The sequence below is a fragment of the Streptomyces sp. NPDC001513 genome, from assembly GCF_042894695.1.
In the GTDB taxonomy this organism is placed as follows: domain Bacteria; phylum Actinomycetota; class Actinomycetes; order Streptomycetales; family Streptomycetaceae; genus Streptomyces.
The window spans coordinates 338,991-353,455 of sequence record NZ_JBIAVU010000004.1 but is presented as its reverse complement, the minus strand read 5'-3'; the positions used below and the strand labels follow the sequence as shown (position 1 = coordinate 353,455).

Sequence of the window (14,465 nt, the reverse complement as noted above, 5' to 3'; positions counted from 1 at the left end):
CACCCGAGCGTGTACAGAATTCTTGACATCGTGTTGTGCTTGCTTGACACTTCAGGTGTCGGGTTTTCTTTACATGGGGAGTGGTTGTGGCAGTCGAGGAGAAACGCGCGTGGATCATGATCGTGGTGACGGTCGTGTCCTACGGGGCGTATCTGGCCGTGGTCCTCGGGCGGGCCGGGGACACCCCGCTCGCCCAGGTGCCGTACGTCGCCGCACTGCTCTGGAGCGTGGGCGCCGCGATCGTCGCGTCGATCGCCCTGCACATCACCGTGGCGCTGCTCGCGCCCGAAGGGGACAACACCAAGGACCAGCGCGACCGGGAGATCCACCGCTTCGGTGAGCACATCGGACAGTCCTTCGTCGCGATCGGCGGTGTGGCCGGACTCGTCCTGGCCATGACCGAGGCGGACCAGTTCTGGATCGCCAACGCCATCTACCTGGCGTTCGTCCTGTCGGCGCTCCTCGGATCCATGGCGAAGATCGCCGCCTACCGCATCGGCTTCCAGACGTGGTGAGGCCGACGAAGGTCACCAACACCATCCGCGCCCTCCGCTTCGCCAACGGCGAGATGACGCAGGCCGAGCTCGCCCGCCGCATCGGCGTGACCCGGCAGACCGTCATCGCCATCGAGCAGGGCCGCTACTCGCCCTCCCTGGAGAAGGCCTTCGAGATCGCCCGCGTGTTCGCCGTACCGCTCGACGCGGTGTTCCAGTACGCCGTGACCCCTACCGAGACCGAAGCAGAGGAAGACGACTCATGAAGGCCATCGTCCAGGACACATACGGACCGTCCTCGGTCCTGCGGCTCGAAGAGACGGACCGGCCGGTGCCCGGCCGCGGCGAGGTCCTCATACGGGTCCACGCGGCCGGCGTCGACCAGGGCGTCTGGCACCTGATGGAGGGCAAGCCGTACGCGGTGCGCGCCATGGGCTTCGGCCTCCGGGCACCCAAGGTCCGCATCCGCGGCATGGACCTCGCGGGGCGGGTGGAGGCGGTCGGCGCGGACGTCACCCGCTTCCGGCCGGGCGACGAGGTGTACGGCAGCTGCGACGGGTCGTTCGCCGAGTACGCCTGCGCCAAGGAGGACGCGCTCGCGCCGAAACCGCGCGACATCGGCTTCGAACAGGCCGCCGCCGTACCGGTCTCCGCGTGCACCGCACTCAAGGCCGTGCGCGACGTCGGACGGGTGAAGGCCGGGCAGTCCGTCCTCGTCCTCGGCGCGTCGGGCGGGGTCGGCACGTACGCCGTGCAGCTGGCCAAGGCCTTCGGCGCCCACGTCACCGGAGTCTGCAGCGGGGCCAAGGCGGACCTGGTCCGGTCCATCGGCGCCGACGAGGTCGTCGACTACGCCGAACACGACCCCGTCGACGGCAGCCGGCGCTACGACCTCATCCTCGACATCGCCGGGAACCGGCCCATCTCCCGGCTCCGCCGCGCCCTCACCCCGCGCGGGACCCTCGCCATCGTCGGCGGAGAAGGCGGCGGCCGGTGGCTCGGCGGGAACCAGCGGCAGGTCGGGGCGCTCCTGATGTCCCCCTTCGTCGGCCACCGCCTGCGCACCGTCGCCGCCATGGAGCAACACCACACCGACCTCCAGGTGCTCAACGAGCTCATCGAGGCCGGGTCGGTGACCCCCGTCGTCGACCGGAGCTACCCGCTGGCCGAAGTACCCGATGCGATCCGCTATCTGAGGGAGGGCCACGTCCGCGGGAAGATCGTGATCCGGCTATGACCCGCCGAGCGTGATGCGGGCGGCGACGGGCAGGTGGTCGCTGCCGGTGGCGGGCAGCGTCCGGACCTCGGCCACCGTCGCTGAACGGGTCAGGATCTGGTCGATCCGGGACACCGGCAGGGCCGCGGGCCAGCTGAAGGCAAGGCCCCGCCGGGGCGCCCGCAGCCGCGAGGTGAGCGGGGCGAGACCGCGGTCGTCCACCGTGCCGTTGAGGTCACCCAGCAGGATCACCGTGTCCAGCCGCTCGGCCGCGACGGCCGCGCCCAGCAGGCGCGCGCTCTCGTCCCGCGGGCCGGAGCTGAAACCGCTCGGCCGGATGCGCACCGAGGGCAGGTGGGCGACGTACACGGCGATCTCACCCCGCGGCGTACGCACGCCGGCCCGCAGGCCGCGGCTCCAGCCCTCCCCGATCCCGGCCGGCTTGATGTCCAGGCGCGTGACCTCCGTCAGGGGATGCCTCGACCAGAGGCCGACCGTGCCCTCGACGGCGTGGTGGGGGAACTCCGCCGCCAGGGCCGCCTCGTAGGCCGGCAGGGCGGCGGGCGTCAGCTCCTCCAGGGCGACCAGGTCCGGCGCGGCCCGCAGCAGTGCGGCCGCGGTGCCCGCGGGATCGGGGTTCTCGTCGCTGACGTTGTGCTGGACCGCCGTGATGTCGTGCGGGCCGCCGTCGGAGGGGAGCAGCAGGCCGCCGAAGAGCACCGCCCAAGCGGCGGCGGGCAGCAGCAGGGCCAGCAGGGCGGTGGCCGAGCGGCGCACCAGGGCCGGTACGAGGAGGACCGGAACCGCCAGGCCCAGCCAGGGCAGGAAGGCCTCCAGCAGACTGCCGAGGCGGCCGACGCCGTTGGGCACGGCCCCGTGGAAGGCCAGCAGCCCGGCGGTCAGGACGGCGAGCGAGGCCGTCACGCGCCCCCGCGACCAGGCCGAGCGGCCCCGCGCGTCCCCGCCCCAGCGCCGCCGATCACCATCGCGCCACCGGGCGGCGCCCGCCCGGCGCCACCGGCCGCCGCCGCGCACACCGCTGTCGACCTGCTCCGCCAACGCCGCCCCGCCCCTTCGCCTTCGGACCCGATTCCCGTCCCGCAGCCATGAGCACGACGTTGCCCGGTACGACGCACCGGCCACCGGCCGGGTTCCCTCCCGCCGACGGAGCGTGCGTGGAAGAGTGATCGCCGGGACGTGACGAGGGGAGAGCCGCATGAGTGCTGCCATGAGTGCCGCGAGGATCGCGATCGTGACCAGCGAGACCGGTGCCGACGAGGACCCGGACCTCACTCTGGTCCTGACGGCCCTGCGCGCCGCGGGCCTGTCCGCGGAGGCCGTGGCCTGGGACGCGGACCCGAAGGAATGGGAGGGCTTCGACCTGGCCGTCATCCGCTCGACCTGGGACTACGTAGGACGGCTCCAGGAGTTCCTGGCCTGGGCCGACGCGACGGCCCGGGTCACCCGGCTGTGGAACCCGGCGCCGCTGGTGCGCTGGAACAGCGACAAGCGCTATCTCCGGGAGCTCGCCGAGCGCGGAGTCCCCGTCGTGCCGACCCGCTTCGTCGAACCGGGCGGGCCCTACGGCGAGGAGGACTTCGACGCACCTCACGGAGTGGTGGTCAAGCCCGCGGTCTCCGCGGGAGCCCGCGACACCGCACGCTACGAACCCGGCCGGCAGGCGGATGCCATGGGCCATGCCCGGATGCTGCTGGACCAGGGCCGTACCGCCATGGTCCAGCCCTACCTGCGCCGCGTGGAGGAGGGGGAACGCGCCCTGGTCTTCTTCTCCGGCACCTTCAGCCACGCCATCCGCAAGCAGCCGGTGCTCACCGAGGCGGGGGTGACGGACAACTTCCGGGTGCCGCACCCGGGGGCCGCACCGTACGAGCCCTCCGAGGCGGAGATCAGTACGGCGCGGCAGGCGCTGGCCGCGGTGCCGCCGCCGGGCGACCTGCTGTTCGCCCGAGTGGACCTGGCCCTGGACGAGTCCGGGCGACCGGTGGTCATGGAGCTGGAACTCATCGAGCCGAATCTGTTCCTCCGGCTCGACCCGCAAGGGCTGGAACGTTTCGTCGAAGCCGTGGCGGCCGAAGTCCGGCACGCCACGGCTTAGGTCGTCTCTTTCGGATCTTGCCTGGCCCGCGTCGTCTGGCACCGCACCTCGCCGCGTTGTCGGGGCGCCCAAGTACGTCCAGTACTCGGGCGCCCCTCCGCCTTGCGATGCACGGCGCCAGACGACGCGGGCTTAACTGGGGGTACCTCCCAGCGGTAGCTGGGGGAGCAAGATCCAAAAGAGACGACCTAGCCCGTCTCCGAGCCGCTCCGGCCGACGGTCCTGCTAGCCCAGCCGTCCGAGGCGCGTTTGCCGGCGGCGGCGCAGGTAGAGGCCTACGGCTGCCCCGGCCAGGGCGGTCGCCGCCACCCCCGCCGTCGTCCACCAGACGGCGTCCCCCTCGGACCCGGAGTCGGCGTCGGAGTCGGCGGCCGGCACCTGCGCCGCGGACGCGGCCGGGGCGGAGGCCGACGGGGAACCGGCCGACGGCTGCGCGGCGGTCGGCGTGCCCGGAGCCGCGGCGGAGGCGGTCGGCGCACCGGAGGCCGGTGCCGGGTCCACCACGGGTACGGCGACTTCGAGGTCGCCGTGTCCGAGGGCCGGGAACCCCACGTCGACGCTGACCTTCCAGGAACCCGGCGGCAGGGTCTCGGCCGTGGTCCAGCCGGCGGGCGCCGCGGCGGTATCGCGCACCAGGCGCCAGGGGCCCTGGGTGCGGGAGCCGTCGATGCTGACCGCGTTCACGGTGGCGGCGACCGCCTCGTCGACGGCGTCCCCGTCGTTCTCCCAGGTGATGTCGGCGGTGACGTGGCCCGCCCGCTGCCCGGTCACCACCACCTTCACGGTGTCTCCGTGGGCGTGGGCCGCAACAGGGGTCAGCAACATGAGGCCGAGTGCGGTCAGGACGGCCGAGAAAGCGATTCGTATGCGCATCGTCGGGGTGCTCCGGTCGAGATGAGGGGGACCGGCGGACGGCCGCGCGGGGCGGCCGTCCGCCGGGGGCGGTTTCACGGCGTCAGGGCGTCACGGCGTCGGGGCCGCGAGGGCCCGCGAAGCCGTGGCGTCGTGTCGCGGCAGTGCTCAGCCGGCCTTCTGGAGGGTCCAGGCCTGAGCCGCGCGGCCGTCCGCACGCTGGAGGTCGAGCAGCCAGTTCCCGTAGTAGGGGCGGTTGCTGACGGTGAGGGCGAAGCCGCCGCTCGGGTCGGTGACGGTGACCGTGCCACCGCGGGAGGTCAGCTTCCAGGCCTGCGCGCCGTTGCCCTTGTCGCAGGGCTGCTGCGCGACCCACATGCCCGCGGCGGGCGTGCTGCCCGGCTGCAGGCACTTGCCGGAGACCGCGGACCGCATGCGGACCTGGCCGTTGCCGGCGTCGTCGAAGAACCACTGCTGCTGGGCGTACCCGTTGGCGCGGCCGCCGACGAGCACCGTGCCGTCGGCGGTGCGGCCGCCCCACACCTCTGCGGCCATGCCCGTGCTGCCGTTGCCGAGCGTGTACTTGCTGCCCGGGGTGGTCGCCCCGCCGCCCGTTCCCGGCGTCTTGAAGGACGCGGCCTTGCCGGGTCCGCTGTCACGGCCGGAGCTGTCGCGGACCGAGACGGTGACCGAGTACGAGGTGTTGGGCTGGAGGTTGTAGATGCGCAGTGCCTGCGACTGGACCCAGGTCAGGTGCTTGCCGTTCAGGAGGACCTGGTACCAGGAGACACCCTCGACCTTGGGCCAGCTCACCACGACGGAGTTCGACTGGATCTGGGCCGCGGTCGCGGCCGGGCCGCCGCCGGGCTTCTTCGTCGGCGTGGGCGTCGGCTTCTTCGTCGGGGTCGGCGTCGGGTTCGGGTTCGGACCCGGGTCGGTACCGCCACCGCCCTTCGTGCGCATCAGGAACTGGTTGTCGGCGATGTTCCAGTGCGTGGCCAGGTAGCTTCCGGCCTTGGGGCTGGTGTGGAAGTAGTCGTCGTGGTTGCAGTCCAGGATGTTCTCGGCCGCCTGGTTGGTGCAGATGTTGCGCATCTGCGGGTAGTACGGGGTGTCCGAGTAGCACATGACGTCGTACTCGTCGGTGCAGTGGGCGCCACGGCTGGTGTTCGGGGCGCTGTTGTTGACCGCGCCCAGGTTGTGCCCGAGCTCGTGTGCGGCGGTGTGGCCGCCCCAGCAGCCGGAGTCCGTACGGCCGTAGGACGGGCCGAAGTTGCTCTGGTTGGCCTGGCCGGGCCGCTCGTCGCCCGCGAAGGTGCCGATGCCGCAGTAGACCTGGCTGTCCGCGAAGATCATGTACTTGCGGTCGCGGCGGTCGAGGCCCTTGCCGGCGAGCGCGTTGTTGGTCGCGCTGAACTCGGCCATGGCCGAGGCCGGGAGCTCGATGTTGAGCACGGTGGGGGTGCAGTCCGCGGCCGTGACGTAGCGGATGTGGCGTACGCCGCCGGTCTCCTGGGCGCTCGCCGAGTAGATGAGGTCGGCGTCGGCCGCCCACTTGCGGAACGAGGCGACGTACTCGGAGTAGCGGTCCTTGCCGGGGGCGTGGACGTACACGACCTGCACGCGGTTGCCGGTGCTGCCGTCGCCGTCGCACTGGACGGTCTGGCCCGCGGGGCCCGCGGCGACGGCCTGGCTGCCACCGGCGGCGGCCGGTTCGGGCGCCTTCGCCTTGGTCGCCGCGGCGTCGGCGGCGGGCGCGTCCTGAGGACGCCCGCCCCCTTCCTTGGAAGCCGGGTCCTCGGCGGCGGGGCGCGAGGGATCGGCCGCCGGAGCGCTCTCCTTGACGGCCGGGGCGATGTCCTTCGTGATGTCGACGCCCTTGGGCGGGGCGTCGGGGCCGTGGGTGCACAGGCCGGTGTCGGTGCGGTAGACACCGACGCAGCGGTCGCCCTTCGGCGCGGCCTGGAGGCCGTCGTAGACCATGCCGCGCTCGTTCTCGTTCGCGGGCGCGGCGGCGATCGGGTCGGGCTCCTGGTCCCGGGCGGGCGCGGCGGCCGGTGCGGCGGCCTCTGCGGCCTGCACGGGTGCCACCGCCTGGGCGCCGTCGCCGAGTCCGGAGTAGGCGATGCCTGCGGCTATCACCGCCGCCGTTGCCGTGGCGGCGGTGACGAGTATCAACCTCCGCGGTTTGCGGCGGTGGTCGGTGGCGGCACGACGTCTGCGTCGTCCTGTCATGGGCACCTCAAATCGTTGTCGGAAGACTGGGTGCGCGGAAGCCTGCCAGACGAATGCCGCGGAGAATTCGGACAAACGGGTGTGCGCCTCGAGAAATCATTCCGTTACCTGTCGGCCGGATTTGACGAACACTCAGTTTCCAGTAAAACAAAGGGAGTTACGCGCGTTGCGCCGCAATGGTCCAGGCCATTTGGAGAGGGTTGTTATCAAATCGAGATATGAAGCGGAGGCTTATTGACGGGAATTCAGTCAGTAATTCACCTAATTGCTACCAGCCGAATTCCCTCCGTCACGACCCGTGAGGGCGTGTCAGCGTCGGCCGGTGAGCGCGGAGGTGAGGCGGCGGGCTTCGGTGACGATCCGTGAGGACCCGGTGCGGGCCGCGGCCGCCACCACCTCCACCGGCGCCGGGCCCGTGGCCCCGCAGCGCTCCACGCACGCGGCGGCGACGGCCAGCACCTCGCCCGCACCCCGTGTCGACGGCAGGAGGGCCGGCAGCACCTCGGCGAGCACGGCCCACACCGTGGCGTACGCGCCCGCCGCCGCGGCCGAGCGGGCCGCGTCCGCCAGCCGGTTGGGCTTGACCGTGCCCAGAGTCACCATCGAGGCCAGCTCGCGGCCCAGCAGCGGAGCGTCCAGCTCACCCCGGCCCGCCAGCACCAGCAGGGCCTCCACCGCCGGGCGGCGGCTCGCCGGGTGCCGTCCGCCCAGCCCCGCCGCGATGGCGGAGTGCAGCCCGGGCCCCGCGGGTCCGCCCAGCAGGGCGAGGTGCGGCAGCATCCAGGCGTCGCCCTCATCGCCGGCCGTCGCGGCCAGCGTCACACCCGGTAGCAACCACCGGGCCTGGACGTCCCGGTCCTCGGGCAGCACCGCCGCCCGTACGGCATGCCCGCCATGCCAGTGATAACACCGGGTGAAGCCCTCGTGGGGGCGACCGAGCCACTGGAACGCCTCGGGGAACTCCCGCCGCAGCACGGGCCGTTCACCATGTGCGAAGGCGACCTGCGGCACGGCCGCGCCGACCCGCGACCAGGCCCGGTGCGCCTCGGGATCGGGCATGACGACCCGGCGCCGCCCCGTGCCCGGTTCACCGTCGGCGCCGAGCCAGGCGGCGAGCCGATCGCCCTCGGCGGTCCCGAGCCGCTCCGCGGCCGCGGCGGCCGCCGGAACCGCCGGATCGTCCCGCCGTACGCGCAACAGGGCCTGCCCGAAGTCCGCGGCTCCGGGGCGGGCGCCCAACCGCCGGTACTCCGCGAGTCGTTCGACGAGCTCGTCCGCCTCCATCGCGCCCGTCTCCCACGTGGGTGTGGCCAGCAGGAACGGCTGCGGGGCGCCGGACCGCAGCGCGTACCCGATCTCGCGCACCCGCGCCGCGACGACCAGTTCCAGCCCGCCCTGCGCGCACTCCTCGTGCCCGCGCTGCCGGCGTATGTACGCGGGCCCCAGGCTGTACCCCGCCACCCGCCACAGCAGCGCGGCCACCACCACGTCCACCGCGGTGAGCCGGTCCGCCTCGGTCTCCTCCTCGGGGTAACGGTGCCCCAGCCTCGTGGACAGGGCCGCGGCGAGTGCGTGGCGGTCGCGGTGCGCCTGCCGCACGAGTCCGTCGAGGACCCGTTCGAACTCCGCCACGGTGTGGACGCGGGAGTCGAGATGAGCTGCCGTCAGCTCGACGGCTCCGACGAGCCCCGAGGGCGAGGCGTCGAGCCGCCGGGCAGGCGGAACGGGCGGGAGGGTGTCCCGAGTGGCGGTCCAGATCATGCCCCCACGCTAGGAGCGCCCACTGACATCGGCTGTGCGGGACAAGGCTCTTCCTACGGCGAGACGGTCTCTTCCCCGCACGCACGCACCTGTTCCCGTACGTCCGGAACGGATGCCGGATCGCAGGACAGGACGACCAGGAGCCTGCTCGTGTCCGTGCCCTCGGGCCGCTTGACGGAGGACCAGCGCCGCCCCGCCCGCAGCAGGGTCGCGAAAAGCCGCCGCCGTCCGGCGGCGTCCCCGGCCAGTACCTCGTCCGCGGCCTCGACGATCACCACGTACTGGTCGGCGGGCAGCCATTCCAGATCGCGCAGACAGTCGTAGAGGGCGTCCCAGTTCCACCCGAAGTGGTCGGGCAGCCTCAGCCCGTCGTAGAACTGCCGGAAGACGGCGTCGGTGTCGCACATCTGCCGGCCGTCGAGCCGCGCCACGTACGTCCTGCCGGTCAGCAGCAGCTCGACGGGCAGGGAGCCTTGTTCCGGAACGACGTGTACCCAGGTCACGGTGTGCACCTCCCTGCTCCCGGTCAGGTGGCTTCGCCGATGACGCTTCGCGCCGCGAGGCGGAAGTCCTTGACCGCTTGGTAGAGGGTTCGCTCTCGTTCGGCGGCAAGGGCGATGTCTTCGGCCTTGCGGGTCGTGTCTCCCGCGTGCGCGTTCTCGACCATCCGCCGCATGGCGTGGGAGAGATCTCCGGAGGCGGCGGTGACGCGCTCCGCGACTTCCGCGACGGATGCCGGCCCTTCGAGGATGACGACCTCGACGGCGCGATGGACCTCGCGGGCCAGGGTGATGAAGTGGCCCGTCTTCTCGTCGATGTCGGGCAGGTCCGGTTGGTCCGAACGCAGCGCGGCAAGGACGGCGTCCATGGCTATGTCGCGGTCGTGGAGAGCGCTGAGGTAGCGGGCGTAAGCGTCCCGGCGATGCTGGCGGCTCCACTGGGCGTGCTGGGACCGGGCCTGGGCACGGCCGTTGACGATCGCGGCCGCGATGGTGGTGGCGGAGCCGACGGCGGCGCCCAACAGTGCGGCAAGTCCTGAGTCCATGGGCCCAGTCTGCCCGCTCTGGTTGCTCATCCGGATCAGAGGCTCCGCCAGTGGGCCCGTCAACGGCGTGGCCAGGGGTAGGAGGGATCCACGGTGATCTCCACCTGGTGCGGAGCGTCTCGGGGGAAGGTCCAGATGCGGCCCGCGGTGCTGGTGGCGGTGACCGAGGTTGCGTCCAAGGTGACGCTGCTGAACGGGTTGGAGGAGCAGGAGACCGCCAGCCACTCCAAGGTGCCTTCGTCGTCGTCCCGGATCAGGGCGACCCAGCCGATACTCCCGTGGTCCACTCCCTCGCCGCTCAGGGCACGGTTTCCGAGGTGGGTACACGAGGCGTGTGTACCGTCGATGCTCATCCAGTCGCCGGGGGTCCACGCGGTGGCTCTCAGGATCTCCCTCCACTGCCAGTCCTCGGCCCGGGCGTCATCCTGCCGGTCCGGCGGCGAGAACCGCATGAGGCTCATCACGGACAGGGAGCCGTCGGAAAACACGATGAAGTCTCCGAAGGGCGCCTCGCGGGCCTTCCAACGTCCACGTACCTGGTTGGCGTCGGGCATCGCATCGAAGGAACTCACGCCCACCATGATGACAGTGAGGACGGATCTCGCAGCGGACGGGCGGTGTGCCGGGGCCGGCCGACGCCCGGCCCCGGCTTTGAAGTCTCCAGTAGCCGCTGTCGGTGGCTCAGCTCTCCAGGATGCTCAGGTAGATGCGTGCGAGGCGCTCGGGGTCGGTGAGGATGTCGAGGGCGGTGATCCTGCCGTCCTGGATGGTGAAGGCCATGACCGAGATCGCCCGGCCGTCCGCCACCGCGACCACTCCAGGGAGCCCGTTGACGAGCACCGGATGGGCCGCAGCCGCGAACCGGGCGAAGGTGATCGCCTGGGAGGCGACCTCCGCCGCGCCGTGGCGGACCAGGCCGGGGCGCAGCGTGCCGCCGTCGGAGCGGGCCACGACATCCGGGTCGAGGACGGCGACCAGCGCTTCGAAGTCCCCGCCGCGCGAGGCGGCGAGGAAGGCGTCGACGACCGTACGCAGCCGGGCCCGGTCCGGGTCCGGGGCGGGCGCCGCGCCCTGGACGCGGCGCCGGGCCCGGCTGGCGAGCTGCCGGGTCGTGGCCGCGGTCCGTCCCAGAACGGGGGCGATGTCGTCGAAGGGGACGGCGAACAGGTCGTGCAGGACGAAGGCCAGGCGCTCGGCGGGGGCGAGCGTCTCCAGGACGACCATGAGCGCGATGCCGACCGAGTCGGCCAGGAGTACCTCCTGCTCGGGGTCGAGGCCGTCCGCCCGGCTGACGACCGGGTCGGGGATGCGGACCTGCCCGTCCTGGTCGTGCAGCGGATCCTCGCGCCGCGTGGTCCGCGAGCGCAGCATGTCCAGGCACACCCGGCCGACCACGGTGGTCAGCCAGCCGCCCAGGTTCTCCACCGCACCCGCGTCGGAACGGCTCAGCTTGAGCCAGGCCTCCTGTACGGCGTCCTCCGCCTCGCTGAGCGACCCCAGCATCCGGTAGGCCACCGCCCGCAGATGGGGCCGGTGTTCCTCGAAGCTCCGCGCCAGAACGTCCTTCTCGCTCACCTGCAGCATCCCCCTGTGCCGATCCGTCGGTTGGGACGGACGATAACCGACACATCCAACGGGCAGCGGCAGCGCACTCGTTGGCGTGGCGGCCGGACGCGCCTGATCCCCCGGCCGGGAGGGCCGGGGAATCAGGCGTGCTCAAGACCGCGGACGCCGTCTCCCCCGGAGTGTCGACCGCCTCGGTCACACTCTCCCTCGCCGTTTTCACCACCCTCTACGCGGCGCTCGCCGTCGTCGAGATCAGGCTGCCCGTGCGGCCGACGTCCTGCCCTCGTCCGCCGACCCGGACCGGCGCCTGACGGCCGCGGGCGCGGCGGCCGGCCCGTACACGCTGGGGATCCTCACCCGGGTCGCGGCCTTCGGGGCGCCCGTGGTCATCGCCTGCCAGGCCTGGACCTACTGGGCTTCCGCAAACGGATCGGCAGCGTCCGTACGGTCAGGCGGGCTGCCACAGCTCGATCCGATGGCCCTCGGGATCGGTGACCCAGCCGAACCGGCCGACACCCTCCATGTCCTGCGTCTCCTCCGCCACGTCCGCGCCCTTGCCGCGCAGCTGCGCGAGCATCGCGTTCAGGTCACGGACCCGGAAGTTGAGCATGGACTGCTGGGAGCGGGAGCCGAAGTAGTCGGTCCCGGACTCGAACGTCGCGAACACCGTCGGCCCGGCCCCCGGATGCCACAGGCCGTGCTCGTCGGCGTCCAGGCCGAGGCAGTCGCGGTACCAGGCGTTCAGGGCCGCGGGGTCGGCGGCCCTCATGAAGTATCCGCCGATTCCAAGTACACGTTCCATGCCGCCATCCTGCCACGGAGGCTATTCCATGGTGGCCGCGCCGAACCGACCCGCCTCGGAACCCCGTTGGCGCGTCGGCCGAACAGCCCCCTCGCACCGACGTGAAACCGAACGGAACGACGTCCACCCCGCGGAACGAGTGGAAGTGATCCGGCATGACAGTGATCGACACCATCCGGCTGCTGGCGGCCCTCGCCGTGATCTGCGCCGCCGCTCACGGATGCGGCTTCCTCTTCGGAGCCCTGCGCCAGCCCCCCGTCATCGGCGAGGTCGTCGGCGGCATCCTCCTGGGCCCCTCGCTCCTCGGGCTCCTCGCCCCCGCCGCCAGGGCCGCGCTGTTCCCCGCCTCCGGGGCGGTGACCAGCGCCCTGGACGCCATCTACCAGCTCGGCCAGCTGCTCCTGATGTTCCTGGCCGGCGCGGAGCTGCGCATCCGGGCGGGCGGCCGGGAACGCCGCACCGGGGCGATCGTGGCGGCGGCCGGACTCGTGGTGCCCTTCGCGGCGGGCGTCGGCATCGCGGCGCTGGTCCCCGCCTTCTTCGCGGGGCCGGCGGGCTCCACGGTGACGACCGCCCTCGTCGTGGGGCTCGCGATGGCGGTCGCGGCCATCCCGGTCATCTCGCGGATCATGATGGATCTGAAGATCATGGACACCGCCTTCGGCCGGATCGTCCTGATGGTCGCCGTGATCGAGGACGTCATCCTCTACGTCGTCCTCGCCGTGGTCCTCGGCCTCGCCCGCTCCGGCACCGGCCACCCCGTCGGCCTGTGGGACCTGATCGGCACCACCGCGCCCGCGCCGACCGCCGCGTACTTCACCGTCGTCAGCCTGCTGTTCTTCGCCGCGAGCCTGACCTGGGGAGCCCGGCTCTTCCACCGGCTGGCCCGCCACCGCGCCAACATCGTGGCCCGGCAGAGCCCGGTGGCCTTCCGGCTGATCTTCCTGTGCGCCGTGGTGCTGCTGTGCCTGGGCCTCGGCGTCAATGCCGTGTTCGGCGCGCTGATGGCGGGCATCTGCGCCGCCCGCGGCGATCAGGCGGCCGAGGACGGCACCTCTCCCGGGACCGAACGGGAAGCGGCGGTCTGGGGCGCCATCCGCCAGTTCTCGATGGCCTTCTTCATCCCCGTGTTCTTCGTCCTGGTCGGCATGCGCCTGGACCTGGTGCGCGCCTTCGACCCGGTGTTCTTCCTGTGGTTCCTGACGCTCGCCTGCGGCATCAAGATGGCCGGCATCTGGGCGGGGGCGCGCCTGGCGGGGGAGGACCGGGTGTTCTCCTCGTCCCTCGCGTTCGCCCTCAACGCCCGGGGCACCATCGGCATCGTCCTGGCGGGCGTCACCCGCCAGGCGGAACTCATCAACGACCGCTTCTTCGTGGTGCTGGTCCTCGTCTCCCTCGTGACCTGCCAGATCGCGGGCTTCCGGCTGGCGCGGGCGGCCGACCGGCTCCGGGAGACGACGGGGCCGGCTACCGGGCCGGCTACCGGGCCGGCCCTTACGGGGCTTCGGCGGCAGCGGGGGAAGCCGGCACGCTCAGGAACGCGCGCAGGTCGATGACCTCGTAGCCGTCGGCCACGGCCGCGTCGACGATCAACGGGAGGGCTTCGGCGTCCAGGACGACGCCGTCGCCGTTGCTGCCGACGTGCATCTGGATGATCGCTCCGGGGGTGAAGGCGTCCACGGCCCGCTCGACCGCCTCGTCCACGGTCATGCCGCCGTCCGGCCCGAGGTAGCCGTTGGTGTCCGCGGTGAACTCGATGGCCGCGTAGCCCAGTTCGTTGACGTCGGCGACGGACTGCCGGGTGGTGGAGCTGTAGGGGAAACGGAAGAACGGCAGCGGCTCGGTCCCGGACGCCGTCCGGATCGCCGCGTCGGCGCGGCGCACCTCCTCGGCCCGCTCCGCCGTACTGATCTCACCGAAGTAGGGGTGGCTGTACGAGTGGTTGCCGAGGCCGTGCGCGGCGCCCATGGCGCGCACCGCGGCGGGATGGGCCTCGGCGAACTGCCCGGTCGGGAAGAAGGTGGCGGGCAGTTTCCGCCGCCGCAGTTCGGCGAGCACGGTGTCGATCCCGGCCTCGTCCCACGCGGCGTTGAAGGTGAGCGCGATGACCTTGCGCGAGGTGGGCAGCCGGCGGATCTCACTGCCGAGGAGCGAGGCGGGCGGGCGCGGACCGGCGGGCGGGCCGCCGGCTTCCCGACGGCCCGCAGCCGGACCGTCCGTGGGCGGCGCGGTGGGCTGCGCGGTGGGTTGCGCCGCCGCCGCGCCGGAGCGGGGTACGAGTCCTGCGGCCAGCAGCGCCGCCAGCGCGGCACGTCGTCCTACCTCCACCACCGTCACTCCCTCCGGTACGCCGCCGCCGTCGCGGGGGCCTGCCACGA

16 protein-coding genes are annotated in these 14,465 nt (G+C 72.4%); 6 read left to right on the top strand and 10 right to left on the bottom strand.

The window, feature by feature from the left end; translation table 11 throughout:
- The first annotated feature begins 86 nt into the window (after positions 1-86).
- From ACFYZ4_RS10880 to ACFYZ4_RS10870, 3 genes are read left to right on the top strand one after another with little or no spacing between them, the layout of a single operon-like run.
- Entirely contained in the window at positions 87-515 is a 429-nt protein-coding gene (locus ACFYZ4_RS10880) for a hypothetical protein (RefSeq protein ID WP_351299520.1), read from the top strand.
- Positions 512-760 (top strand): helix-turn-helix transcriptional regulator, encoded by a 249-nt coding sequence (locus ACFYZ4_RS10875; protein WP_384351344.1) that lies wholly within the window; start codon positions 512-514, stop codon positions 758-760. Before ACFYZ4_RS10880 ends, ACFYZ4_RS10875 begins: the two co-directional genes overlap by 4 nt.
- A complete protein-coding gene (locus tag ACFYZ4_RS10870) occupies positions 757-1,731 on the top strand; it encodes an NAD(P)-dependent alcohol dehydrogenase (protein ID WP_390783652.1) in 975 nt (324 codons plus the stop codon). The genes ACFYZ4_RS10875 and ACFYZ4_RS10870 overlap by 4 nt, the downstream gene beginning before the upstream one ends.
- Here the strand turns inward: ACFYZ4_RS10870 and ACFYZ4_RS10865 are convergent.
- The gene (locus ACFYZ4_RS10865; protein WP_390783820.1) at positions 1,726-2,634 is read right to left on the bottom strand and encodes an endonuclease/exonuclease/phosphatase family protein; all 909 of its coding nucleotides are present in this window, start codon (positions 2,632-2,634) and stop codon (positions 1,726-1,728) included. The genes ACFYZ4_RS10870 and ACFYZ4_RS10865 overlap by 6 nt on opposite strands.
- A gap of 292 nt (positions 2,635-2,926) precedes the next feature.
- Between ACFYZ4_RS10865 and ACFYZ4_RS10860 the strand changes: the two genes are divergently transcribed.
- Positions 2,927-3,826, top strand: a complete 900-nt coding sequence (locus tag ACFYZ4_RS10860) for a RimK family alpha-L-glutamate ligase (RefSeq protein WP_390783651.1) — start codon at positions 2,927-2,929, stop codon at positions 3,824-3,826.
- 225 nt (positions 3,827-4,051) lie between these two features.
- On the opposite strand, the gene ACFYZ4_RS10855 is transcribed toward ACFYZ4_RS10860, so the two are convergent.
- The 7 genes from ACFYZ4_RS10855 to ACFYZ4_RS10825 all read right to left on the bottom strand — a co-directional run bounded on the left by ACFYZ4_RS10855 (position 4,052) and on the right by ACFYZ4_RS10825 (position 11,294).
- Positions 4,052-4,699: a hypothetical protein gene (locus tag ACFYZ4_RS10855; RefSeq protein WP_390783650.1), complete on the bottom strand. Its 648-nt coding sequence runs from the start codon at positions 4,697-4,699 to the stop codon at positions 4,052-4,054.
- 147 nt (positions 4,700-4,846) lie between these two features.
- The gene (locus ACFYZ4_RS10850) at positions 4,847-6,913 is read right to left on the bottom strand and encodes an RICIN domain-containing protein (protein ID WP_351304328.1); all 2,067 of its coding nucleotides are present in this window, start codon (positions 6,911-6,913) and stop codon (positions 4,847-4,849) included.
- Positions 6,914-7,222: 309 nt separating this feature from the next.
- Positions 7,223-8,674, bottom strand: a complete 1,452-nt coding sequence (locus ACFYZ4_RS10845) for a hypothetical protein (protein WP_390783649.1) — start codon at positions 8,672-8,674, stop codon at positions 7,223-7,225.
- Positions 8,675-8,727: 53 nt separating this feature from the next.
- A complete protein-coding gene (locus tag ACFYZ4_RS10840) occupies positions 8,728-9,177 on the bottom strand; it encodes a barstar family protein (RefSeq protein ID WP_390783648.1) in 450 nt (149 codons plus the stop codon).
- Between the two features lie 23 nt (positions 9,178-9,200).
- Positions 9,201-9,719, bottom strand: a complete 519-nt coding sequence (locus ACFYZ4_RS10835) for a proline dehydrogenase (protein ID WP_390783647.1) — start codon at positions 9,717-9,719, stop codon at positions 9,201-9,203.
- A 59-nt stretch (positions 9,720-9,778) separates the two neighbouring features.
- The gene (locus ACFYZ4_RS10830) at positions 9,779-10,291 is read right to left on the bottom strand and encodes a hypothetical protein (RefSeq protein ID WP_390783646.1); all 513 of its coding nucleotides are present in this window, start codon (positions 10,289-10,291) and stop codon (positions 9,779-9,781) included.
- A gap of 109 nt (positions 10,292-10,400) precedes the next feature.
- The gene (locus ACFYZ4_RS10825; RefSeq protein ID WP_390783645.1) at positions 10,401-11,294 is read right to left on the bottom strand and encodes a sigma-70 family RNA polymerase sigma factor; all 894 of its coding nucleotides are present in this window, start codon (positions 11,292-11,294) and stop codon (positions 10,401-10,403) included.
- A gap of 137 nt (positions 11,295-11,431) precedes the next feature.
- Between ACFYZ4_RS10825 and ACFYZ4_RS10820 the strand changes: the two genes are divergently transcribed.
- Complete coding sequence (locus ACFYZ4_RS10820) at positions 11,432-11,596, top strand: hypothetical protein (RefSeq protein WP_384349389.1); 165 nt, start codon at positions 11,432-11,434, stop codon at positions 11,594-11,596.
- Between the two features lie 137 nt (positions 11,597-11,733).
- Here the strand turns inward: ACFYZ4_RS10820 and ACFYZ4_RS10815 are convergent, their stop codons facing one another.
- A complete protein-coding gene (locus ACFYZ4_RS10815) occupies positions 11,734-12,087 on the bottom strand; it encodes a VOC family protein (RefSeq protein WP_390783644.1) in 354 nt (117 codons plus the stop codon).
- A 155-nt stretch (positions 12,088-12,242) separates the two neighbouring features.
- On the opposite strand from ACFYZ4_RS10815, the gene ACFYZ4_RS10810 reads away from it, so the two are divergent.
- Complete coding sequence (locus tag ACFYZ4_RS10810; RefSeq protein WP_390783643.1) at positions 12,243-13,643, top strand: cation:proton antiporter; 1,401 nt, start codon at positions 12,243-12,245, stop codon at positions 13,641-13,643.
- Here the strand turns inward: ACFYZ4_RS10810 and ACFYZ4_RS10805 are convergent.
- The gene (locus ACFYZ4_RS10805) at positions 13,582-14,415 is read right to left on the bottom strand and encodes a polysaccharide deacetylase family protein (RefSeq protein ID WP_390783642.1); all 834 of its coding nucleotides are present in this window, start codon (positions 14,413-14,415) and stop codon (positions 13,582-13,584) included. The genes ACFYZ4_RS10810 and ACFYZ4_RS10805 overlap by 62 nt on opposite strands.
- Positions 14,416-14,465: the final 50 nt, after the last annotated feature.

Excerpts from the sequence above, each read along its gene's own strand:
- ACFYZ4_RS10870 (WP_390783652.1), top strand. The coding sequence starts at position 757 with ATGAAGGCCATCGTCCAGGACACATACGGACCGTCCTCGGTCCTGCGG.
- ACFYZ4_RS10860 (WP_390783651.1), top strand. The coding sequence starts at position 2,927 with ATGAGTGCTGCCATGAGTGCCGCGAGGATCGCGATCGTGACCAGCGAG.
- ACFYZ4_RS10855 (WP_390783650.1), bottom strand. The coding sequence starts at position 4,699 with ATGCGCATACGAATCGCTTTCTCGGCCGTCCTGACCGCACTCGGCCTC.
- ACFYZ4_RS10850 (WP_351304328.1), bottom strand. The coding sequence starts at position 6,913 with ATGACAGGACGACGCAGACGTCGTGCCGCCACCGACCACCGCCGCAAA.
- ACFYZ4_RS10845 (WP_390783649.1), bottom strand. The coding sequence starts at position 8,674 with ATGATCTGGACCGCCACTCGGGACACCCTCCCGCCCGTTCCGCCTGCC.
- ACFYZ4_RS10835 (WP_390783647.1), bottom strand. The coding sequence starts at position 9,719 with ATGGACTCAGGACTTGCCGCACTGTTGGGCGCCGCCGTCGGCTCCGCC.
- ACFYZ4_RS10815 (WP_390783644.1), bottom strand. The coding sequence starts at position 12,087 with ATGGAACGTGTACTTGGAATCGGCGGATACTTCATGAGGGCCGCCGAC.
- ACFYZ4_RS10810 (WP_390783643.1), top strand. The coding sequence starts at position 12,243 with ATGACAGTGATCGACACCATCCGGCTGCTGGCGGCCCTCGCCGTGATC.